The sequence below is a fragment of the Amycolatopsis sp. NPDC041971 genome (assembly GCF_055588925.1).
Genome location: NZ_JBVJCE010000001.1, coordinates 838,217 through 859,877, shown reverse-complemented (window position 1 = coordinate 859,877; position 21,661 = coordinate 838,217). Strand labels below are relative to the sequence as shown.

Genomic DNA, 21,661 nt, shown 5'->3' with positions numbered 1-21,661 from the left:
TGGTGAAACCACTTTCGCGCGGAGCACATGACATTCCGATGACAGACGCTGCCAGTACTGACAGCGTTCGGTGCGTGGACGGTCAGCGGTCGCGGAGACCCTCCGTACATGACTTACTCAGCGGGATCTCCCGAAGACTTCCTCGCCGTGCGGCAGCTGACATTGCGCGGCACCCAGGCCGAAATCGGCCAGGCGCTCGGTGTCGAAGTCAAGGCGCGTTCGGACTGGTCGCCGCCGCCGGTCGAGCCGATCGTGGCCAGGGCGCGGCGTACCTGGTTCGCGCGGAACTGGCCGCAGTACGCGGAACGTACGGCCGGGTTCGCCGAGGCCTACGGGCTTCCGGCCGACGCGGCGGTCTCCTTCGACGACGCGAGCGCCCTGCCCGCCGGGTCGGGCTGTTCGGCGTTGTGGACGGGAAGCACGCTCGGCCGGAACTACGACTTCTTCACCATGAGCTGGAGTCAGCTGGGCGCGGTGCTGGCGGGGGAGGAACCCGTCGACGACGGGACCGTGCCGATGGCGTCGCGGCCCTACGTTCTGACGACGATCCCCGACGACGGCATCGCCTCGACGGCCCTGTCGATGTCCACAATGGACGGTGGGACGGAGGGGGTCAACGAGGCAGGGCTCGTTGTCACGCTGCTGATGGCCGAAGTCGAGACGGCCACCCCGCTGGAGCACGGTCCGCAGGCGGGCCTTTCGGTGCTGCAGGTGTGCCGGTATCTGCTGGACACCTGTGAAACCGTCGACGAGGCCAAAGAAGCGCTGATGCTCGCCAAGCAGTACGCACATGGCGCGCCCTGCCACTACATCGTCGCCGACACTTCCGGCCGGGGGTTCGTCTACGAACGCGGAGCGCATGACGTCGAGTACTTCGTCGAAGTCGACGACGGGCCGCTGTGCGTCACGAACCACCTGCTGCACCGCCATCCTGACCTCGACGCGCTACCGGAGGACACACCGGACACCATGCTCACCTACCAGCGGCTGCGCACCCTCACCAAGGAGGCAGGCACCGGGCCGCGCGACGCGCTCGACGCGGTGTCCTTCGCGGTCGAGCCCGGCGCGCCGTGGCGGACGTTGTGGCGCAGCGTCCTCGACCCGGCGGCCCGCACCATGAGCACCCGGTTCTATCTCGGTGACGGCGAGAACGGCTCCGCGCGGCACTCGCCGGAACTCACCTTCGGCGTGTCGCGGTGAACAGTGCGGTGACAATCGGAAAAGGCCGCAAGATCGGCACCGTCGTGGTCTGTGTGCTGGCGCAGCTGCTGATCGCGATCGACCTGACCGTGCTCCACCTGGTGCTGCCGTCGCTTTCGGAACAGATGCACCCGTCGACGACGGAACTGCTGTGGATCGCGGACGCGTACGGCTTCGCGCTCGCCGGGCTGCTGATCACGATGGGGAACATCGGCGACCGTGTCGGCCGGAAGAAGCTGCTGCTCATCGGGGCGTCGCTGTTCGGTGTCGCTTCGGTGATCACGGCGTACGCGCCGACGGCGGAGCTCCTGATCGCCGCCCGCGCGCTGCTCGGGGTCGCCGCCGCGACCCTGATGCCGTCGACGCTGTCGATCTTGCGGAACGTGTTCACCGGCAAGGAACGCGCGGCCGTGATCGGGATTTCGAGCGGGCTGACGATCCTCGGTTTCGGCATGGGGCCGCTCGTCGGCGGGGTGCTGCTCGAACACTTCTGGTGGGGTTCGGTGTTCCTGGTCAACGTGCCGGTGGTGGTGGTCATGGTGATCGCCGGTGCGCTGATCCTGCCCGAATCGAAGAATCCGGTGTCCCATCGGATCGACGTGCTCAGCGTGCTGCTCTCCCTCGTCGGCATGGTCGGGATCGTCTACACGATCAAGGAAGTCGCGTACAAGGGCTGGGGACACTGGGACGTCGCGGTCGCCACCGTACTCGGCCTCGGCTGCCTGCTCGCGTTCGTCCTGCGGCAGCCGAGGCTGGCCGAACCGCTGATGGACCTGCGGCTGTTCGCGCAGCGGGCGTTCTCGGCGACCGTCGGCACCACGATCCTGGCGATGTTCGCGCAGCTCGCGGTCTCGCTGATGTTCGCGCAGTACCTGCAGCTGGTGGTGGGCTGGTCGCCGCTGAAGTCCGGGCTCGCCGGGCTCCCCGGGATGGGCGGCGCGATCCTCGGTGGTGTGCTCGCACCGCTGGCGATCAAGGCCTTCGGTCGTGCCGCGACGATCGCGCTCGGTTGTGCCCTGTCGGCGGTCGGTTTCGCGTTGTACACGAGCATCGGCGTGACGATCGTCTACACGGACCTGCTCGCCGCGATGATCGTCTTCGGTGTGGGGCTCGCGCTGATCCTCACCGTCGCGACGGACACGGTGCTCGGCGTCGTACCGAAGGCCAGGGCGGGGGCGGCGTCGGCGATCTCCGAGACGGCGACCGAACTCGGCGGCGCGCTGGGGATCGCCGTCCTCGGCAGTGTGCTCGGCGCGCTCTACCGGAGCGAACTCGTCATCCCGGCGGGCGTGCCTCCAGAAGCGATTTCGGACACCCTCGGCGGGGCCGTCCAGGTCGCGGCTCAGCTGCCGCCCGAGCAAGGCGCGCTGGTTTTGGCCGCCGCGAAGTCCGCGTTCGTCGACGGGTTGCAGGTGACGATGCTGTACTCGGCGGGGCTGATGGCGTTGCTGGCGGTCAGCGCGTTGTTCACGCTGCGCGGGGTGCCGAAGGTCCTCGAAGACCCTGAAGAGGCTTCGCCTGCTGCGCCGGTTCCCGCTGCGGCTTGAAATGTCGTCAGCGAGGTCCGGCGAGCGGCACGGCCCGCTTGTCACCGGACCGAACCATGGCCAGCAGCGGTTTCGCGGCCACCGCCAGCAACCGGGCCGCGAAGGTGCGGCCGTTGCGGCGCGCGATGTCCGGGCCGAAGGCGTCCATCAACGCGACGAGGCCGGGCAGCGGCCGCACGAACAGCGTCACTTCGGCGATGAGCCCGTCTTCGCCGAGTTTCAGCACCGCCGCCTCTTCGATCTCCTCGCCGCCGATGCGCGCGGTGTAGACGACGACCCGCGTGCGCCCGTCACCCGTGTCGGTGTGGAACCGGACCTCGCGCAGATGCGCGTACGCGACTTCCAGCAGCGGCCTGAGTTCCGCGTGTCCGGTGAACCGGACCCGGTCGGTCAGCGGCGAACGCACCACGGCGTCCGGTGCGAAGGCGCTCAGCGCGAGTTCGACGTCCCGGGTCTCGAGTGCCCGGCGGTACCTGTCGGTGGTGTCGGTGCTCATACGTCCTCCTGGATCAGATTCCCCAGCCCGCGCCACAACAGATCCGTCGTGAGCGCGACGACTTGCTCCCGCGGGATGTCGCGGTTGCTCCACCACCAGGTGGCGATGGCGTTCAGCGCGCTCTTCGCCGCTTCGGCGAGCGCTTCGTTCGCGCGGTCGCGTGGCAGGTCCGCGGTCAGCGCCAGGCCGGGCACGCGGGCGAACACCTCGGTCAACCGCCCGGTGGCCCTGGCCTGCCCGCGCCGGTGCACCTCGGCGACGCCCTCGTCGGACGGTGTCTCGGCGAAGATCATCCGCCAGCCGCGTTCGTTCGTCTCCATCCAGGCGAAGATCGCCGCCACCCGGCCGCGGAGCAACTCTTCGGCGGTGCCCGCCGTCGGCAACTCGGCCCAGCCCGCCAGCAGACTGTCCACTTCGGACTCCAGGAGAGCGGCGTACAGCGCCGCCTTGCCCGGGAAATGGTCGTAGAGCACGGGCGTGCTGATCCCGGCGGCCGTCGCGACCTCGCGCATCCCCGCCATGTCGTACCCCGACGCCGCGAACACCCGCGCCGCCGCGGCCAGGATCCGTTCCCGGCGTTCGTCCCTGCTCAACCGCTTACCTGACATCGGTCAGGTACGCTACCAGACAACCTAACGAGTGTCAGGTAGTGCTCCGGGTAACCTGGTCGATCGTGCGTACTGTCGTGGTGATCGGGGGCGGGATCGTCGGTCTCGCCACCGCCTGGGAGCTGACCAAACGCGGTCTGGACGTCACGGTGCTCGAAAAGGAGGACCACTGGGCGGCCCACCAGACCGGGCACAACTCGAACGTCGTGCACGCGGGGCTCTACTACAAGCCGGGTTCCTTCAAGGCCAGGATGTCGACCGCGGGCAACCGGTCCATTGTGGACTTCGCGCGGCAGTACGGGGTGCCGGTGCAGGTATGCGGCAAACTGGTCGTCGCCACCTCCGAAGCGGAACTTCCGGCGCTGAAGGTGCTCGCCGAACGGGCCGAGGCCAACGGCGTCCCGGCCAAGCTCATCACCCCGAGCGAGGCCCGCGAGTACGAACCCGAGGTCTCGTGCGTCGCCGCGCTGCGCGTGGAATCCACCGGCATCATCGACTTCGCGGGCGTCTGCGCCGCGCTCGTGCGGTTGCTCGACGAATCCGACGCCGACCTGCGCCTCGGCACGCCCGCGCTGGGGATCCGCCCAGGCCACACCGGCGGCGTCGAGGTGGCGACCGGCGACGACGTGATCCACGCCGACGCCCTCGTCAACTGCGCGGGCCTGCACGCGGACCGCGTCGCGCGGCTCGCCGGGCTCATCCCGAGCGCGCGGATCGTGCCGTTCCGCGGCGAGTACTACGAGCTGAAACCCGAACGCCGCCACCTGGTGCGCGGCCTGATCTACCCGGTCCCGGACGCGTCGCTGCCGTTCCTCGGCGTGCACCTGACCCGCATGCTCGACGGCAGTGTGCACGCCGGCCCCAACGCCGTGCTCGCGCTGCGCCGCGAGGGCTACACCTGGCGCGACTTCTCCGCGAAGGACCTCGCCGAGGTCGCCCGCTTCCCCGGCGTCTGGCGGCTCGCCCGCAAGTACGCGTACCCGACCGGCCTCGACGAGGTCCGCCGGTCGTTCTCGAAGCGCCGCTTCGCCGAAAGCCTCGCGCGGCTCGTGCCCGCCGTCACCGAGGACGACATCGTGCGGCACGGCTCCGGTGTCCGCGCGCAGGCGCTGCGCCCGGACGGCGCGCTCGTCGACGACTTCCTGATCGAGACCGCGCGGAACCAGGTGCACGTCCTCAACGCGCCCTCACCGGCGGCGACCAGCGCGCTGGAGATCGCGAAGCACATCGCCGACGAGGTGAGCGACTAGCTTTCGCGTGATCAGGGGGCGATCACGCGTGATTGGAGGGCGAACTCGCGTGCTTGGAAGGCGATCACGCGTGATCAGGCGGCGAACTCGCGTGAGCTAGGACGAGGGCGGCAGGTTCCCGTTCAGCAGCGGAACGGCTGCCTTGATCACTTCGCACGCCTTCGCGGGATCGTCGAGGTTGCCCGCGATGATCGCGACCGTCGACGTGGCGGTGATCGACAGCCCCGCGGCGCACAGCTTGCTGCCCGACTGGGTGTAGAGCTTCCACTTGCGGTCGCCGGAGTCGAAGTCCTGCGGTTCGCCCTGCGTGACCAGCGTCGGGACCTCGTCCATCGGCTTCGCCGGGTAGAACCAGAGGTCGAACGCCTTCTCGCCCTTGTCGCCGTCGGTGTCGGCCCACTCGCAGCCGACCACATTCGGATCGGAGGTGGACTTCAGCGGCTCGCCGGTGGGGCCGAGCCGCAACTGCGCGGTCTGTTCGGGTTTGAGCATGGCGCACGGGTCGGTGGTCACGAGCGGTCCGCCCGGCTCGGCGGGTTTCTGTCCGGGCGGCGCGGTGACCTGCGGGTCCTGCTGCCCACCCGGCAGCTTCGACGCCACGGCCGGAGCCGCCGCCTTGGCCAGGTCGCACGCGTTGCTTTCGGTGTGGTCGGGGCTCTCGCTGGCGATCTCCACGAAGGAGTCCGAGGTGATCTCCGTGCTCAGCGAGCAGTAGGCCGGGCCGAGGATGGTGGCGTACCGCGTCCAGGTGAAGCCGCCGAGCCCGAACTTCTCCCCGGGCTGCGCGCCGCTCATGTAGTCGTTCAAGGACAGGTCCTTGCTCAACGAGACCTCGAGGTTCGACGCCTTGCCCACGTCCTCCAGTTTCCGGAACCGGCAGACGGCGGGGACCTTCTGTTCGGGTTTGGCGGCGCGTTCCTCACCGGGGTACCTGACGCCCAGCGCGTTCGCGTGCTCCTGCGTCAGCAGTTCGCACGGCTCGGCCTTCGTGACCACCGGGCCCTGCCCGGGCACCGGCGAGGCCGTACCGCCGATCGTCGACGTGCAGCCGCCGACCGCCAGCACCGCCAGCCCGATCGCGAGCGAATTCCGAAACCGCATGCGTCCCTATCCCTCCTCGGCGCGGACCCTACTTCGATGTCGGCGTGAGCACCTCGGTTCCACCGAGGAAGGGACGAAGCGCCTCCGGCACCCGGACCGAACCGTCTTCGAGCTGGTGGTTCTCCAGGATCGCGACGATCCACCTGGTGGTGGCGAGCGTGCCGTTCAGCGTGGCGACGGTCTGCGGGCGGCCGTCGTCGTCGCGGTAGCGGATGCCGAGGCGGCGGGCCTGGAACGTCGTGCAGTTCGACGTCGAGGTCAGCTCGCGGTAGGTGTCCTGCGACGGCACCCACGCCTCGCAGTCGAACTTCCGGTACGCGGACGTGCCGAGATCGCCGGTGGCGGTGTCGATCACCCGGTACGGGACCTCGATCTTGGCGAGCATCTGCTCTTCCCAGTCCAGCAGGCGCGCGTGCTCGGCTTCGGCGTCCTCGGGACGCGTGTAGACGAACATCTCGACCTTGTCGAACTGGTGCACGCGGATGATGCCGCGGGTGTCCTTGCCGTACGAACCGGCCTCGCGGCGGTAGCAGGACGACCAGCCCGCGTAGCGCTTCGGGCCCTTCGCCAGGTCCAGGATCTCGTCGGCGTGGTAGCCGGCGAGCGGGACCTCGGAGGTGCCGACGAGGTACAGGTCGTCGTCGCGCAGCCGGTAGATCTCCGACGAGTGCGCGCCGAGGAAACCGGTGCCCGCCATGATCTCCGGCCGCACCAGGGTCGGCGTGATCATCGGGGTGAAACCGTTCGCGGTCGCCTGCGCGATCGCCATGTTGAGCAGGCCGAGCTGCAACTGGGCGCCGAGGCCGGTGAGGAAGTAGAACCGCGAGCCCGAGACCTTCGCGCCGCGCTCCATGTCGAGGGCGCCGAGACCCTCGCAGAGTTCGAGGTGGTCCTTCGGCTCGAAGTCGAACTTCTTCGGCTCGCCGACGTGCTTGAGCACGACATAGTCGTCCTCGCCGCCTTCGGGCGCGTCGGGGTGGACCAGGTTCGGCACCAGGCGGTGCAGCTGCTCGAACTCCTCCGAAGCCTCGGTCTGCTCGACCTCGGCGGCCTTCACCTGGGCGGCGAGTCCCTTCGCCTTGGCGAGCAGTTCGGCCCGTTCCTCGCCCTGCGCCTTCGGGACGAGCTTGCCCAGCGACTTCTGCTCGGCGCGCAGCGTGTTGGCGGCGGCGATCGAAGACCGGCGGCGGGAGTCGAGGGAGAGCAGCTTGTCGACCACTCCTTCGTCCTCGCCACGGGCGCGCTGCGAAGCGCGCACGACGTCCGGGTCATCGCGCAGAGTCCTGGGGTCAATCACGAGTGCTGAGAGTAGTCCGTGCGAGCCGCACAAAATGTGCGGGTCCGCGCGGATAACCCGACAGTCTGATCGTTGCCGCCCGTTTCGGGCCGTCCCCATACTGAGATCTCCCTGCTGCGGACGGAGAAACCCGATGACCGATGCGGACCTGCTGGCGCGGCACAAGGCGGTACTGCCGTCGTGGCTGGCGCTCTACTACGACGAGCCGATCGAGATCGTGCACGCGCAGGACCGCCGGGTCATCGACTCGACCGGGCGCACCTACCTCGACTTCTTCGCGGGCATCCTGACGAACTCGATGGGCTACGACGTCTCGGCGATCAGCGACGCCGTGCGCAAGCAACTCGACACCGGCATCCTGCACACCTCGACGCTGTACCTGATCCGCTCGCAGGTCGAACTGGCCGAGCGCATCGCGAAGCTCTCCGGCATCCCCGACGCGAAGGTGTTCTTCACCAACTCCGGGACCGAAGCCAACGACACCGCGTTGATGCTCGCCACGCAGTACCGGCGCAGCAACCAGGTGCTGGCGATGCGGAACTCCTACCACGGCCGGTCGTTCGCGACGGTCGGCATCACCGGCAACCGCGGCTGGTCGGCGTCGTCGCTCAGCCCGGTGAAGGTGAGCTACGTGCACGGCGGCTACCGGTACCGCAGCCCGTTCCGGGCGCTTTCGGACATCGAGTACATCGACGCGTGCGTCGCGGACCTGGTCGACGTCCTGGAGACGGGCACTTCGGGCGACGTCGCCTGCATGATCGCCGAGCCGATCCAGGGCGTCGGCGGGTTCAGCTCGCCACCGGACGGTCTGTTCAAGGCGATGAAGGAGGTCCTCGACCAGTACGGGATCCTGTTCATCTCCGACGAGGTCCAGACCGGCTGGGGACGGACCGGGGAACACTACTGGGGGATCCAGGCGCACGACGTCGTCCCCGACGCGATGACCTTCGCCAAAGGCCTCGGCAATGGGCTCGCGATCGGCGGTCTCGTGGCACGCGGCGACCTCGTCGACTGTCTCACCGCGAACTCGATCTCGACCTTCGGCGGCAACCCGGTCGCGATGGCGGGCGCGGCCGCGGTCCTCGACCACATCGCCGAGGGCGACCTCCAGGCCAACGCACTCGCACGCGGCAACGAACTGCTCGGCGGCCTGCGCGCGGCGGGGAACCCGCTGATCGGGGAGGTACGCGGCAAGGGCCTGATGATCGGCGTCGAACTGGTCGAGCCGGGCGGCATGACGCCTAACCCGGGGGCCGCGGCGCGGATGATGGAGGAGACCAAGGCGCGCGGGCTGCTGATCGGCAAGGGCGGGCTGCACGGCAACGTGCTGCGGATCGCTCCGCCGATGACACTCACCGCTGAGGAGGCCTCCGAAGGCCTCGGGATCGTCACCGACGCACTGGCCGCGGTGTCCTGACCGGCGTCACCTCAAGTGTCGTGAACGCTCTTTCCTGACGTTTTTCGTCAGGAAAGGGTCGTTCATGACACCCGCCCGATGCTAGGAACGGACCGTTCCTTGCAAATTTCGCAAGGAACGGTCCGTTCCTAGCACTTCAGGAGTGGACGAAGCGGGCGATGACCTCGCCCAGCCGCCCACCGGCGTCCTCCTGGAGGAAGTGACCGGCGCCGGTGATCGTCGGATGCTCGAGCTCCCGGGCGCCGCGCATGGAGCCCCGCAGTTCGAGACCCCACGGCGCGGTGATCGGGTCGCCGTCGGAGAACGACACCAGGAACGGCTTGTTCAGTTCCGAGAGCACCTTCAGCGCGGCACGGTTGGCGGCCGAAGCCGGGTCGTCCGGGGTGATCGGCACCAGCGACGGCATCGCCCGCGGGGCGGCCTTGTACATCTCGTTCGGGAAGGGCGCGTCGTAGGCGGCGCGGACCTCGTCGGGCAGCCTGGTCTGGCAGCCCGACTGGACGAACCGCCCGACCTCGAGCACCTGTGCCTTCTCGACGGTGTCGCGGAACTTGTGCCAGAGCTCCGGCATGTCCGTGTCGCCGGTGGGGAGGCCGGTGTTGGCCGCGACGACCCTGGCGAACCGGTCGGGGTTCTCGGCGACCAGGCGCAGGCCGATCAGGCCGCCCCAGTCCTGGCCGACCAGGGTGACGTCGGTCAGGTCGAGCACGTCGAAGGCGAACGCGCGCATCCACTCGACGTGCCGCTGGTAGGTGTGGTCGACCATGTCGCCGGGTTTGTCGGACCGGCCGAAGCCGACCAGGTCGGGCGCGATCGCGCGCAGTCCGGCGCCGGCGAGCACCGGGATGACCTTGCGGTAGAGGTAGGACCAGGTCGGCTCGCCGTGCAGCAGGAGGACGGGCGGCCCGTCCTCGGGTCCGGCCTCCACGTAACCCACTCTGATCACGCCGCCGTGAAGGTCGACGAGTTCCGCGTAGCGCGGTTCGAAGTCGAAGTCGGGCAGGTCCGAGAACCGGTCGTCCGGTGTCCTCAAAAGGCGCACGACTCCCACGTTAGTGGGGATCGTGCGCCGATGCCGTTTTCAGACGGTCAAGCTGTGACCCTTCAGGCAAATCACGAGATGCCGACGGCCACGACCAGGCCGAGGGCCAGGTGCGCGGCCGCGACCACGACGCTGACCGGGGCGAACTTGTCGCTCTCGATGGTCGAGCGGACGTCGATGCGGGTCGCCCACTCCAGCAGCCGGACCGCCAGCACCTGCACCACGATGCCGAGCAGGCCGTAGACCAGCGAGGTGACGAGGCCTTCGGTCAGGTCGCTGGCGGAGTTCGCGATCGCCACGACGACGATGAACGCCATCGACAGCAGGCCCGACGCGGTGACGATGACCGCGTTCGGCAGGCCGCGGCTCACCAGCTGGGACAGCTTGCCGGGCGTGGTCCAGTCGATCGCCCAGAACCCGGCGAACATCAGCAGCAGGCCGACGACGCCGTACAGCAGGATCGCGCCGATCCCTCGCACGAGGTCGGAGCCGAACGTGTCGGACAGCGCAAGGGTGGTGGTCACAGGGGTTCTCCAGAAGTCTTCGCGGGTCTGTGCTGGTCAGGAATGTCAGGTTTGTGCGGTTGCTTCTATCACGACTCGACGATGCGGTGCGGGACAAATGCCGCACCGTCGTCTGTGACGAGTCCCGCCGTCTCGCGGATGCCGAGGCCGGCGGCCTGGTCCCCGACGATCCACGCGCCGAGCGCGGGCCGGTAACCCTGGAACTCCGGGAGCGGGTCGAACGCCTGGTAGACGAACCCTTCCGCACCGTAGACGCCGTCGGTCTGCGTCTCGTACCCGGTGGCGACGATCTGCACGTTCGCGCCCTCGCGGCCCAGTTTCGGCTTGCGGACATACTCGGTCAGCAGACCGGGGTCGTCGGCGAAGGCGGGCAGCAGGTTCGGGTGCCCGGGATAGTTCTCCCACAGGATCGCGAGCAGCGTCTTGTTGGAGAGGATCATCTTCCACAGCGGCTCGACCCACAGCGTGCGCGGCATGGTCTCGACGGCGAAGCGGCCGAACTCCTCGTCGACCACCCATTCCCACGGGTAGAGCTTCACCACGGTCGCCATCTGCGCTTCTTCGAGGTCGACGAACCGCTTGAGCACCGGGTCCCAGCCGATCTCCTCGATCGACAGGCCGACGGTGTCGAGCCCGGCCTCGGCCGCGGTCTCCTGCAGGTACGCCGTCGTCACGTGGTCCTCACCGGACGGATCGGCGGACGACCAGGTGAAGTGCAGTTCGTTCGAGGGCAGCTTGTCGGCGAGTTCGGCCCAGCGCTCGACCAGCTTTTCGTGGATCGAGTTCCACTGGTCGTTCTCGGGGAAGACCGCGGTCTTCCAGTGCCACTGCAGCACCGCGGCCTCGAGCAGCGAGGTCGGGGTGTCGGCGTTGTACTCCAGCAGCTTCGCCGGGCTCTTGCCGTCGTAGCGCAGGTCGAAGCGGCCGTAGACGTGCGGATCCTGCCGCTTCCACGACTCGGCGATATGCGGCCAGACCCACTCGGGGATGCCGAAGCGGTGGTACTGCTCGGTGGTCACCACGTTGTCGACGGCTTCGAGGCACATCGAGTGCAGCAGTTCCACGTCCGCCTCGACGGACAGGATCTCGTCCATGTCGAAGACGTAATGGACCGACTCGTCCCAGTACGGCCGGGACTTGCCGGAGCCGTCGCGGGCGGGGGTGCCGAAGACCAGGCCCTGCTCCTCGACGATCTTCTGCCAGTCCCGCCGGGGCGGCTTGGAATCCCGGTACACCTACGAGCCCCCGCTCTTGCCGCTGCCGCCGGAGCCGCTCTTGCCGCTGATGCCGAACCCGCCGCGCTGGACGGACTTGCCCGATTTGGTGCTGACGTTCGCCCCCGACGGCGCGGTGTACGAACCGCCGGACACCCGCTGCCCGATCTGGCCGGAGCCGCCGTAGTTGTAGCGGTAGCTGTTCATCGGGCCACCGATACCTCCGATGGGGAGGAAGAAGAAGCCGCCGCTGACGTAGCCGCCATTCGACCGGACGTAGTTCTCGTCGCAGTTCCGGTCGTCCTGGACGATCTCCGTGTCCTTGGTGGCGCAGACCGCGGTGACCTCTTCCGGCTTCGCGGCGGTGTAGTACGTCGCCACCAAACCGACCAGGCCGACGGTCACGCCGGTGCCGATCAGGATCTTCTTCTTGGTCGAAGACTTCTTCTCGGCGGCGCGAGCGGCTTCGGCTTCGAGCGCCTCCTGGCGTTCCTGCTCGGCCAGAGCCTGCTGGCGTGCCCGCTGCTCGGCCAGCGAAGGCTGCCGCGCCTGTGTGCTGTCGTCCTGGAAGCGCATCGAGCCGCGCTTCGGTGGCTCCTGGGGCGGCTGCGCCCCCTGGTTGTCATCCTGCGTCATCGAAGCTCCGTAAATCGCCCTCGCCACGAACCCGTGTCCAACACTAACCACCCGGTACACGCACCTTACGTGCGGCGCGGGCATCATGGAGTCGATGTCTCAACAGGCCGAGCGGTTCCGTGATCCGCGAAACGCGCTGAGCACCCTGCGCATCCGGCTCGTCATGGCCGGTGTGTTCATGGGCGCGATCATCGCGCTTTCGCTGAGTGTGGCGTTCTCGTGGAACGTAGGCCCGGAGGGCGGTGCGGGCGGCGGCGCCCCCAAACTGTCGCCCGCCGCGGTCGAAGCGTTCCAATCTCCCCCGGGCACCTGCCTGACCTGGAACAACCCGGACGCCGCCGACGCGCGGCGCGTGCCGTGCGCGGAGGCGCACCTGTTCGAGGTCACCAGCATCGTCGACATCGGCGCGCAGTACCCGCCGGGGGTACCGAGCCCGAACCTGGAGCAGTGGCAGGAGATCTCCCGCTCCCGTTGCACCATCGACGTCAAGCCGTATCTCGGTCGCAACCTGGATCCGTACGGCAAACTGAGCATGAACCTGCTCCGGCCGACGCCCGCGCAGTGGGCGGACGGTGACCGGCAGTTGCGATGCGGTCTGCAATGGGCGGGTCAGGGCGGCAAGCTCCAGCCGACCAAGGGGCCGGCGAAGGAGCAGAACCAGTCCGCGGTGTGGGAGCCGGGCACCTGCCTCGCGCTGCTCAACAACAGCTTCGGCGACCCCGTCGACTGCGCCAAGCCGCATTCGTACGAGATGATCGCCACGATCGACCTCAAGACGAAGTTCAAAGACGGCTACCCGTCGCAGGAGCAGCAGAACACCTGGCTGGACACCGAATGCTCGACGGCCGCGCAGGAGTACACCGGCAACGCGGACCTGGCGGCGAAGAAGCTCATCCTCAGCTGGGACGTCCGTGAGCAGGAGAGCTGGGACGCGGGGTCGACGCTGGTGAACTGCAAGGTGGCGGCGGTCCTGCCGGACAACAAGGGGCTCGCGCCGGTCACCGGAAGCGTGAAGGTCGGCAAGGGCGACGCCCCGCCGCCGGAGAGCGGCCAGACGAGCCCGCCGACGTCCTCTTCGGCCCCGAAGACCGGAGGATGAGCCCGTGCCCGTCGAGATGACCCAGCAGCGCTTCGAAGAGCTGGTTTCGGAGGCACTGGACGAGCTCCCGCCCGAATTCGCGGACGCGATGGACAACGTCGTGGTACTCGTGGAGGAGTTCAACGAGGAGTCGCCCACGATTCTGGGGCTTTACCACGGGGTCGCCCTGACGGAGCGGACCCACGAGTATGGCGGGGTGCTGCCGGACCGGATCTCGATCTACCGGCGTCCGCTGCTGCAGATGTGCGACACCGAGGAGGACGTCGTCGAGGAGGTGCTGATCACGGTGATCCACGAGGTCGGCCACCACTTCGGCATCGACGACGCGCGGCTGCACGAACTCGGCTGGGGCTGAGCCGGTGGACGAGCGATAGCAAAGGTCCCTTGCTCCCCCGGCGGCGGATTCCGTGCCGAAGGCGGCGTGGTCGGTGATTTTTGTGCGTCGGGCACCAAGGGTTCTCCGGATTCTTAACTCGGTGTAACAACACCGCCACTTTGGGCGACAGCCCCGCTAAACTTTTCGACACGTTGTCGTCGGCCGGCGCCGGCGAATGCCTGGGGAGGCGGTGCATGGCCGAGTCGACGGCGCGCAGGAGGGGTGACCGTCGGTTGCGCTGGCTGCTCGCCTCCAGTGCGGCGTCGAACCTCGGCGACGGGATCGGCAAGGTCGCGTTCCCGCTGCTCGCGGTCACCCTGACCCGCGATCCGCTGCTCATCGCCGGGCTCTCGGCGACCCAGTTCCTGCCCTGGCTGTTGTTCGCGCTCCCGGCGGGCGCGCTCCTCGACCGGATCGACCGGCGGCGGGCGATGATCCTCGCGAACAGTGCCCGCGCGGTGGTCGTCGGCGGGACGGCCGTCCTGGTCGCGGTGGGCGGGGTGACGATCTGGGCGGTCTACGCCGCCGCACTGCTCATCGGCTTCGCGGAAGTGGTCGCCGACAGCGCCGCGAACGTGCTCATCCCGGCGGTCGTCGGCAAGGGCTCGCTCGACAGCGCGAACAGCAAACTCCAGGCCTGCGAGATCGTCGGTCAGACCTTCCTCGGCGGGCCGGTCGGCAGCCTCACCTTCGCGCTCTTCGCGACGTTTCCGTTCTTGCTCAATTCGGTGGGTTTCGCGATCGCGGCGGTCGTGCTGATCGGCCTCGCCGGAAGCTACCGGCCGAAGGCCGCGGAAGGCACCAACACCGACCTTCGCGCCGAACTGGCGGAGGGTTTCCGCTGGTTGAAGGGCAACCGGCTGGTACTGCGCCTGGTCGTCATCGCCGGGTTGATCAGCCTGGTCAGCGAACTCGCGCAGGCGCAGCTGGTGCTGTACGCGATCGAGTACCTGCGTCTCAGCGAAGCGGCCTTCGGGCTCTTCGCGTTCGTCGGTGGCATCGGCGGCCTGCTCGGCGCGGCCGTCGCCCCGCGGCTGGTGAAGGCGACCAGTCGTCGCGCGGTGCTCCTCGGGGGCACGGCCTGCTGCGGCGCGGCGTTCACCGGCATGGGCCTGACGAATTCGCCGGTGGCGGGGGCGGCGCTGTTCGGCCTGTTCGCGGCGGCCGTCGTCGCGGTGAACGTCGTGCTCGGGACGGCGCGGCACAAGCTTGTCCCCGGCGAGCTGCTCGGCCGGGTCCTCGGCGTGTGGCGCACCGTCGTCTGGGGTGCGATCCCGATCGGCGCGCTGCTCGGCGGCGTCCTCACCCACGTCCTCGGTTCCCCCGCCCGGACGTTCCTCACGTCCGGGCTTCTGCTGTTCGCCGTGGCCGGTTTCGCGTTCGTCTCGTTACGCCGAGGAGCCTTCGATGACGAATCGGCCACGGAGGTGCGGGTTCTCCACCAAGACCGATGAAAACAACGGACTTCGGTGCTGAAATAGCCCATCACCGCCACTGGTGACGGGAGGTCCGCGATGCGGCAGACACTGGTGCCGGAGGCCGGCGTGGGGACGAAAGAACCTTCCAGACGTCCGCAAGTCCTCACCGGAGTCGCCGGTTTCGTGATCGGCGGCGGCGTGATCGGCATGCTGTGGGCGCTCTCGGGCGTCAACGCGGGAGCTCTCGAAGACGCGCAGGACGCGTGCCGGGCACTGGCCAGGGTCGGCACGATCCCGGACACCACGGACTCCGCGCCCGGCGAACGGACCGTCGCCGTACTGGCCCCCGAGGTCCTGCACCGGATGACGGCCGCCCGCGAACTCTCCGCCGCGGCGGCCGCCGCCAACGTCACCTACCGCCCGCTGGCCGACCACATCGACGGCGTCAGCCGGATGGTGTTCAGCCTGCACTTCAACCAGATCGCCGGTCAGCGGCACCTGGCGCAGGCCGAACAGCTCTGCACCCAGCTCTAACCCTGGTGGACGGTCTTGACGGTCAGCTGGTTGCCGGGGATCTTCCCCGCGCAGCCGAGGCCCTGCACCGGCACGAAGTTCGACGCCGTCTCCTGCGGCAGGTACACCCGCAGCCCCCGGGTCTCGGTGGGCTTGCAGACCGCCTCGTCGTAGTTGCGGACGTTCACGAAACCGACGTCCGCGATCGCGCTCTCGCCGTTGCCGAGCTGGACCGGCGCGCCCTTCTCGCCGTCGCGGAAGGCGGCCTCGCCGACCTGACGGCCGTCCGCGCCGGTCACGTACGAGACGCCGGGGAAACCCTGAATGGTGCAGGGGTGCCCGCTCGCGTTGGTGATGACGAGCTTCCGGTACACCGTGCCCGCGGCGGCGTCACTGTCCTTGATGGACAGCTTGACGTCGCCCGCCTTGCAGAGCCCGTCGTTCTTCGGCTCCTGCGCGGGCTGCTGGACCGGCTGCGAGGCCGGTGCCGGGTTCGAAGAACTCACGCTGGGCGCGGCCGAGGTTTCCGGCGCCGAAGTGGACGGTGACGCGGAGGTGTTCTGCGCGACGGGTGCGGTTTCCGAACCGCAGGCGCTGAGCAGCAGGAGCCCGGCGGTACCCGCGATGAGACCGCCGATGGAGATCATCTTCGAACGAACCATGGTCATTCGCCTCCCTGTAGTCGGACGCTGCCGGACGCTGCCGAACCCTCCCGGGTGACCCACCGTCCAGTAGACGGGTTGTCCGCCGCGCGGGTTGCGCCGTCCCGGTTAATTCCCCACAAGGTGTTAATAGATCTTGTGGGTGTATTCCCCGGCGGGAGTGGAGGCAAACGTTCCCGGTCAGCCTTCGACGGGGACGTCGGCCCAGGTGAGGCAGGTCCAGCCGGTGGGGTTCGCGACGAGTTCGACGACACCGGTGTTCGGGATGAGACCCTGGTTGGCGATCTCGGCGGTCACGTTCCCGGCGAGCCATTCGCCACCCAGCCGGATCGCGCCGCCGTGGCTCACCAGCACCACCGTGCCGTCGGGGTCTGCCTGCTCGTGCTCGGCCCGCAGCCGGGCGACCGCGTCGAGCATCCGGGCGCGGACCCGTGCGCCGGTCTCGCCGCCGGGGATCGGCTGGTCGAGCTCGCCGAGGGTCCACCGGCGCACGACGCTCATGTAGGTCGTGACCGAGTCCTTGTCCGTCTTGCCTTCGAGGTCACCCGCCGCGACCTCGTGCACCCCGTCGAGCACCTGGACCTCGAAGCCGAGTTCGGCGGCCAGCGGCGCGGCGGTCTGCTGCGCGCGGACCGCCTGGGAGGCGTAGACCGCGACGATGGGCTCGCCGTCCAGCCGCGTCACGAGATCCCGGGCCTGCTCGCGGCCCAGATCGGTGAGTGGCGGACCGGGCAACGCGGTGTCGAGCGCTCCTCGCACGTTGCCCTCGGTCTGGCCGTGGCGGACAAGGAGAAGTTTCACGCCTGTACCCCCTTCCGGACCGACTCGACCCAGTCGATCGCGTCGGTGAAATCGTCGTTGGCGGCACCCGGTTCGATCTCGGTGGTGCCGTTGCCCGCGCGCGGGTGGGAACCGAGGAACCGCACGTTGCCGCACCGGCGGCGCAACGCGGCCAGCGCGTCGCCGATCCGGGGCTCGGCCACGTGGCCCTCGAAGTCGATGAAGAAGCGATACTCACCGAAGTTGTTCCTGGTCGGGCGGGCGTCCAGCTTGGTCAGGTTGATGCCGCGGACCGCCAGTTCGGTGAGCAGTTCCGCCAGCGCGCCGGTCCGGTTCGTCGCGGCGGCGACGATCGACGTGCGGTCGGCCCCGGTCGGCTCCGGCAGCACGCCGGGCGCGCGGACCAGCAGGAACCGGGTCTTGGCGTCGCGGACGTCGGCGACCTCGGTGGCCAGCACCTCCAGCGGATAGTGTTCGACGGCGACCGGCGCGGTGACGGCGGCGTCGAACTCGCCGGCGTCGACCGCGACCGCGGCCGCGGCGGTGGACGACGTCGCGACCGGATGCGCGCCGGGGAAGTTCGCTTCGACCCAGTGCCGGACCTGCGCGAGCGCGTGCGGATGGCTCGCCACGGTGCGGATCTCGGTCGTGCCCGGCCGGGTCAGCACGCTGAAGTGGACCGGCAGCAGCACCTCAGCCACCGCGACGAGCGGCTCGGCCTCGCTCAGGCTGTCGAGGGTGGCCGTGACCGCGCCCTCCACGGAGTTCTCGATCGGGACGCAGGCCGCGTCGGCCGCGCCCGAACGCACCGCGGCGAGTGCCGCCGGGATCGTCTCCGCGGGGATCAACTCCTCACCGGGGACGAGCCGGCGCGCGGCCTGTTCGGTGAAGGTTCCCTGGGGGCCGAAGTACGCGATCCGTGACACCCCGCCAGATTACGCACGACATGAGTGGCCACTTTCACTCGGACAGCCGGTACGCGCACCGGTTACGCCGGGTGCCTTTTTTTGCCATGCTTAAGGCGTGACCGCCGAACCGGGCACGCACACCGGCCACGACGACGTCGGCTCTTCGCACGCCCCCCTGACGGACCGTCCCACTCCGGAGCTGGTGCTGTGCGCCGTCGATGACCTGCTCGCGCAAGCCTGGACCACCGTCGCGGACACCGTGGACGGCCGGGTCTTCGTGCACCGCGGGTCGGTGCTCGACGTCTTCGCGCAAGCCGTCGTCAGCCCCGCGAACTCCTACGGCTGGATGCGTGGCGGCATCGACGCCGTCTACGCCCGCGCCTATCCCGAGGTCGAGCAGAACGTGCGCAGCGCCGTCCTCGCCTACCACGGCGGAGAGCTCCCGATCGGCGAAGCGGTGATCGTGCCCACCGGTGAGGCGGAGCCCGCCTGGCTGATCAGCGCGCCGACGATGCGGGAACCCGGCGAACGCCTCCCGCGCGACACCGTGCACCCGTACCTGGCCGCCAGGGCGGTCTTCCGGCAGTGGCGCGACGGGAGACTCGACCAGGGCCGGGTCCGTGACCTCGTGCACACGATCGCGATGCCCGGACTCGGTACCGGCGTCGGCGGGGTCACGCCCGCCGCCTGCGCCCGGCAGGTCGCCGCGGCGTGGAGCGAGGTCTTCACCCCCGACCGCCTTCGTAACGGACGGTAACGCCCCGAAGCGGGGTACATCACATCGCAGCGCGTTCACGAGCCCTAAGCCCTACCGTTGAAACGGCTTCATCCGGTTCGCGGCACGTTCACCCGCCGAGAACTCGTCAACACCGTTTTGTACGGCGCCAGCGCTGGCGACGGGCGAGGAGTGTGCGATGCCGCGGGTCCGTGAGCTCAGTCCCTACGTCGAGCTGCACCGTGAGCAGTGGCGCGAGTTGCGAAGGTCGACTCCTCTGCCGCTGACCGCCGCGGAACTGCTGCGGCTGCGCGGTCTCGGCGAACAGGTCGACCTGGCCGAGGTCGCCGAGGTCTATCTGCCGCTCTCCCGGCTGATCAATCTCCAGGTCGCCGCCCGGCAACGGTTGCACGAAGCCACCACCACCTTTCTCGGTGAAGACAGCCGGGGCACCAAGGTGCCGTACATCATCGGCATCGCCGGCAGCGTCGCCGTCGGCAAATCGACCACCGCGCGCATCCTGCGCACCCTGCTCGCCCGCTGGCCGGACCACCCCAGGGTCGACCTGGTCACCACCGACGGTTTCCTGCACCCGCGGGCGGAACTGGTCCGGCGCGGGATCATGCACCGCAAGGGTTTCCCGGAAAGCTACGACCGGCGGGCGCTGCTGCGGTTCGTCACCGACGTGAAGTCCGGTGCGGAACGGGTCAGCGCGCCGGTGTACTCGCACCTCGCCTACGACATCCTTCCCGACGAGGAGCAGGTCGTTCAGCGACCCGACATCCTGATCCTCGAAGGACTGAACGTCCTCCAGCCCGGCCCTCGGCTCACCGTCTCCGATCTGTTCGACTTCTCGATCTACGTGGACGCGCCGACGACCGACATCGAACGCTGGTACATCGAGCGCTTCCTCAAGTTGCGGCACACCGCCTTCGCGGACCCGGCGTCACACTTCCACCACTTCGCCGGCCTCCCGGACGACGAGGCCCGGGCCGAGGCGCGCCACCTGTGGCGCACGATCAACGAGCCCAACCTGATGGAGAACATCAAGCCGACCCGGCCCAGGGCGACCCTCGTCCTCCGCAAGGACGCCGACCACACGATCAACCGGGTCCGGCTGCGGAAGCTCTGAGGGAGCCTTCGGCCCTGATGTCGCCGTCAGTCACATCGGCTGCTTGACCTTCGCCCCTTCCCCTGTACATGAAGCCCCCTTCCTTGCGCCTAGGTCAGGGCCCCGGCAAAGTCGCATAGCCGCTGGTCGGTGGCGCTTTCGGTGATCCGAATTGGACTTCCTACGAGAGCGGATGACAGGGTGCCTTGAGCGTCAAGTGTCCACAAAGGACACCATTCGGCCGCTGAATGTCCATTTGATGCTTTTAGGTACGTTTTTCGACTGGGTCGTAAGTGAAATTTAGGGCTAGAACCCTCTTTGTCACTCACGACCCGGTCGAAAAACGCCCAAATCGGGCACCGTAGCCCTGGAGGTGTTCTATGTGGACAGTCGAGAAAGATGTCAGGCGACTGTGACGAGCCCGCCTCTGTCACCGCAACACCCACTCGACCAGCGGCTATGCGACTTTGCCGGGACCCTGGCGACTAGGTACAGGAAGGGGGCCTTCATGTACTGAGGCGCAAGGCATAGAGACGCAGGCCGCGGTGGTCGCACGGCCGTTCCCTCACAAGGACCAGCCTTCGCACCACCGGCGAGTCGGCGGTGCGCACCGGTCGCGCACCGCCACCGGTGAGCGGTGCTCCTCGGCCGATCGGCCGATCCACGCTCCGTACGTGTAACCGGTTGGCCGATACCGGCTACAGGCCCCCGAGGCGACCCTTGTGTCAGGGGAACAAGAGGTCCGAAAAAGGACCTTGAGCAGGGAGGAGGGTCACGATGTTCTCGATCATCCTGACCTGGATCGGCTCGATTCTCGGCCTCGCGCTCCTGGTGGCCATGGCCGCCGGCGCCTTCGTCGTCGACTTCGACGACGCCCGCGGGGACCGCCGCTGGAAGAAGTCCGAAGTCACGGAGAGCAAGGGCACCCCGGCCGCACCCCTGGGCTGAACCCGGCCTGAAGACGGCCTGAAGACGGCTCAGTCGAACGGATTGTGCACCTGCGCACCGAGCCCGGCCATGTCGGCGAGGTTGCGGGTGACCAGGGTCAGTTCGTGGACCCGGGCGGTCGCGGCGATCAGCCCGTCGATGGACGGCACTTTCCGCGGCGCGTACTGCCTGCCCCATTCGGCCGCGATTTCGGCGGTCACCGGAAGGATCCGTTCCGAGAACTGCCTGGTGAGCCCGGCCAGCCAATCGCCCAGCGCGTCCGCCCGCTCGGTGTCCTGATCCCCTCGATGTCTGAGTTTGCTTATCCCCCGCTCGATCTCCCCCACGCTCAGCGCGCTCAAATAGAGCCTGCTCGACGAAACCCCGCCCCACCAGCGGGCGAATCCCGGGTTCTGGGTGCGCCGCCGAGCTTCGGACACGATGTTCGTGTCCAGCAGAAAGCTCACCCGCTCACCTCCACGACATCTCTCGGCAGGTCCTCGGCGCGTTCGGCGGCGATCTCCTCCAGCACGTCGGCCAGCGCCTCCCCGTACTCGGGATGGTGCTGCTCACCGGAGAGCACGAGCTTGAAATCGACGGCTTCGCCGCCTCCTGCCAGCCTGCGGTAATCCACGATGTCCAGCACCACGGCCACCTCCTCCCCATGCTTGGTGACGAACTGCGGCCCGTCGGACGCGGCCCGGCGCAGCAGCTCACTCAGCCGCTGCTTGGCGTCCTGCACTTGCCAGGTTGCTGCTTCCATCTAGACAGACTAGATTTATTCGATGGGAGCTGCAAGCGGCTGACCCGTGTCGTCGCG

General features: G+C 68.6%; 24 protein-coding genes. 11 read left to right on the top strand and 13 right to left on the bottom strand.

Annotation, left to right across the window (positions count from 1 at the left end; genetic code table 11):
- Window positions 1-108: 108 nt before the first annotated feature.
- On the top strand, window positions 109-1,200 hold the full coding sequence (locus tag ACZ6DT_RS04280) for a C45 family autoproteolytic acyltransferase/hydolase (RefSeq protein ID WP_465588359.1): 1,092 nt from the start codon (window positions 109-111) through the stop codon (window positions 1,198-1,200).
- Between the two features lie 8 nt (window positions 1,201-1,208).
- Window positions 1,209-2,747, top strand: coding sequence for an MFS transporter (locus ACZ6DT_RS04275; protein ID WP_465588356.1), 1,539 nt, complete (start codon window positions 1,209-1,211; stop codon window positions 2,745-2,747).
- A 7-nt stretch (window positions 2,748-2,754) separates the two neighbouring features.
- Here the strand turns inward: ACZ6DT_RS04275 and ACZ6DT_RS04270 are convergent, their stop codons facing one another.
- Together ACZ6DT_RS04270 and ACZ6DT_RS04265 are read right to left on the bottom strand one after the other, a co-directional pair.
- Window positions 2,755-3,243: a nuclear transport factor 2 family protein gene (locus ACZ6DT_RS04270; protein WP_465588353.1), complete on the bottom strand. Its 489-nt coding sequence runs from the start codon at window positions 3,241-3,243 to the stop codon at window positions 2,755-2,757.
- Window positions 3,240-3,836, bottom strand: a complete 597-nt coding sequence (locus ACZ6DT_RS04265) for a TetR/AcrR family transcriptional regulator (RefSeq protein WP_465588350.1) — start codon at window positions 3,834-3,836, stop codon at window positions 3,240-3,242. The genes ACZ6DT_RS04270 and ACZ6DT_RS04265 overlap by 4 nt, the downstream gene beginning before the upstream one ends.
- Before the next feature lie 8 nt (window positions 3,837-3,844).
- Between ACZ6DT_RS04265 and lhgO the strand changes: the two genes are divergently transcribed.
- The gene (lhgO, locus tag ACZ6DT_RS04260) at window positions 3,845-5,101 is read left to right on the top strand and encodes an L-2-hydroxyglutarate oxidase (protein WP_465588840.1); all 1,257 of its coding nucleotides are present in this window, start codon (window positions 3,845-3,847) and stop codon (window positions 5,099-5,101) included.
- Between the two features lie 96 nt (window positions 5,102-5,197).
- Here the strand turns inward: lhgO and ACZ6DT_RS04255 are convergent, their stop codons facing one another.
- Both ACZ6DT_RS04255 and serS read right to left on the bottom strand, forming a co-directional pair.
- Complete coding sequence (locus tag ACZ6DT_RS04255) at window positions 5,198-6,202, bottom strand: DUF3558 family protein (protein ID WP_465588348.1); 1,005 nt, start codon at window positions 6,200-6,202, stop codon at window positions 5,198-5,200.
- A gap of 28 nt (window positions 6,203-6,230) precedes the next feature.
- Window positions 6,231-7,499 (bottom strand): serine--tRNA ligase, encoded by a 1,269-nt coding sequence (gene serS / locus ACZ6DT_RS04250; RefSeq protein WP_465588345.1) that lies wholly within the window; start codon window positions 7,497-7,499, stop codon window positions 6,231-6,233.
- Between the two features lie 133 nt (window positions 7,500-7,632).
- Between serS and ACZ6DT_RS04245 the strand changes: the two genes are divergently transcribed.
- Window positions 7,633-8,916, top strand: a complete 1,284-nt coding sequence (locus tag ACZ6DT_RS04245; protein ID WP_465588342.1) for an aspartate aminotransferase family protein — start codon at window positions 7,633-7,635, stop codon at window positions 8,914-8,916.
- 136 nt (window positions 8,917-9,052) lie between these two features.
- On the opposite strand, the gene ACZ6DT_RS04240 is transcribed toward ACZ6DT_RS04245, so the two are convergent.
- From ACZ6DT_RS04240 to ACZ6DT_RS04225, 4 genes are all read right to left on the bottom strand, one after another.
- The gene (locus ACZ6DT_RS04240; protein WP_465588339.1) at window positions 9,053-9,958 is read right to left on the bottom strand and encodes a haloalkane dehalogenase; all 906 of its coding nucleotides are present in this window, start codon (window positions 9,956-9,958) and stop codon (window positions 9,053-9,055) included.
- A 71-nt stretch (window positions 9,959-10,029) separates the two neighbouring features.
- The gene (locus tag ACZ6DT_RS04235; protein ID WP_465588336.1) at window positions 10,030-10,482 is read right to left on the bottom strand and encodes a DUF350 domain-containing protein; all 453 of its coding nucleotides are present in this window, start codon (window positions 10,480-10,482) and stop codon (window positions 10,030-10,032) included.
- A gap of 68 nt (window positions 10,483-10,550) precedes the next feature.
- Window positions 10,551-11,717, bottom strand: coding sequence for a glutathionylspermidine synthase family protein (locus ACZ6DT_RS04230; RefSeq protein WP_465588333.1), 1,167 nt, complete (start codon window positions 11,715-11,717; stop codon window positions 10,551-10,553).
- The gene (locus tag ACZ6DT_RS04225; protein WP_465588331.1) at window positions 11,718-12,332 is read right to left on the bottom strand and encodes a hypothetical protein; all 615 of its coding nucleotides are present in this window, start codon (window positions 12,330-12,332) and stop codon (window positions 11,718-11,720) included.
- 94 nt (window positions 12,333-12,426) lie between these two features.
- Between ACZ6DT_RS04225 and ACZ6DT_RS04220 the strand changes: the two genes are divergently transcribed.
- From ACZ6DT_RS04220 to ACZ6DT_RS04205, 4 genes are all read left to right on the top strand, one after another.
- Window positions 12,427-13,431, top strand: a complete 1,005-nt coding sequence (locus tag ACZ6DT_RS04220) for a septum formation family protein (protein ID WP_465588328.1) — start codon at window positions 12,427-12,429, stop codon at window positions 13,429-13,431.
- 4 nt (window positions 13,432-13,435) lie between these two features.
- Window positions 13,436-13,786 carry a metallopeptidase family protein gene (locus ACZ6DT_RS04215; protein ID WP_465588325.1) on the top strand — a complete coding sequence of 117 codons (351 nt, stop codon included), beginning with the start codon at window positions 13,436-13,438 and terminating at the stop codon, window positions 13,784-13,786.
- 215 nt (window positions 13,787-14,001) lie between these two features.
- Window positions 14,002-15,261, top strand: coding sequence for an MFS transporter (locus tag ACZ6DT_RS04210; RefSeq protein WP_465588322.1), 1,260 nt, complete (start codon window positions 14,002-14,004; stop codon window positions 15,259-15,261).
- 60 nt (window positions 15,262-15,321) lie between these two features.
- Window positions 15,322-15,759, top strand: coding sequence for a hypothetical protein (locus tag ACZ6DT_RS04205; RefSeq protein ID WP_465588320.1), 438 nt, complete (start codon window positions 15,322-15,324; stop codon window positions 15,757-15,759).
- On the opposite strand, the gene ACZ6DT_RS04200 is transcribed toward ACZ6DT_RS04205, so the two are convergent.
- The 3 genes from ACZ6DT_RS04200 to pheA form a co-directional block, all read right to left on the bottom strand.
- Window positions 15,756-16,406 carry a DUF4232 domain-containing protein gene (locus ACZ6DT_RS04200; protein ID WP_465588318.1) on the bottom strand — a complete coding sequence of 217 codons (651 nt, stop codon included), beginning with the start codon at window positions 16,404-16,406 and terminating at the stop codon, window positions 15,756-15,758. The two genes, ACZ6DT_RS04205 and ACZ6DT_RS04200, sit on opposite strands and share 4 nt — an antisense overlap.
- Window positions 16,407-16,580: 174 nt before the next feature.
- Entirely contained in the window at window positions 16,581-17,201 is a 621-nt protein-coding gene (locus ACZ6DT_RS04195) for a histidine phosphatase family protein (protein ID WP_465588316.1), read from the bottom strand.
- Window positions 17,198-18,106 carry a prephenate dehydratase gene (gene pheA / locus ACZ6DT_RS04190; RefSeq protein ID WP_465588313.1) on the bottom strand — a complete coding sequence of 303 codons (909 nt, stop codon included), beginning with the start codon at window positions 18,104-18,106 and terminating at the stop codon, window positions 17,198-17,200. The genes ACZ6DT_RS04195 and pheA overlap by 4 nt, the downstream gene beginning before the upstream one ends.
- A gap of 97 nt (window positions 18,107-18,203) precedes the next feature.
- Here pheA and ACZ6DT_RS04185 point away from each other — a divergent pair, with 97 nt between their 5' ends.
- The 3 genes from ACZ6DT_RS04185 (at window position 18,204) to ACZ6DT_RS04175 (ending at window position 20,862) form a co-directional block, all read left to right on the top strand.
- On the top strand, window positions 18,204-18,845 hold the full coding sequence (locus ACZ6DT_RS04185; protein ID WP_465588310.1) for a macro domain-containing protein: 642 nt from the start codon (window positions 18,204-18,206) through the stop codon (window positions 18,843-18,845).
- Between the two features lie 157 nt (window positions 18,846-19,002).
- Window positions 19,003-19,935, top strand: a complete 933-nt coding sequence (gene coaA / locus ACZ6DT_RS04180; protein WP_465588307.1) for a type I pantothenate kinase — start codon at window positions 19,003-19,005, stop codon at window positions 19,933-19,935.
- A gap of 756 nt (window positions 19,936-20,691) precedes the next feature.
- Window positions 20,692-20,862 carry a hypothetical protein gene (locus ACZ6DT_RS04175; RefSeq protein WP_465588304.1) on the top strand — a complete coding sequence of 57 codons (171 nt, stop codon included), beginning with the start codon at window positions 20,692-20,694 and terminating at the stop codon, window positions 20,860-20,862.
- 29 nt (window positions 20,863-20,891) lie between these two features.
- On the opposite strand, the gene ACZ6DT_RS04170 is transcribed toward ACZ6DT_RS04175, so the two are convergent.
- Entirely contained in the window at window positions 20,892-21,308 is a 417-nt protein-coding gene (locus tag ACZ6DT_RS04170; protein ID WP_465588301.1) for a PIN domain-containing protein, read from the bottom strand.
- Window positions 21,305-21,604, bottom strand: a complete 300-nt coding sequence (locus ACZ6DT_RS04165) for a type II toxin-antitoxin system Phd/YefM family antitoxin (RefSeq protein WP_465588298.1) — start codon at window positions 21,602-21,604, stop codon at window positions 21,305-21,307. Before ACZ6DT_RS04165 ends, ACZ6DT_RS04170 begins: the two co-directional genes overlap by 4 nt.
- Window positions 21,605-21,661 lie beyond the last annotated feature (57 nt).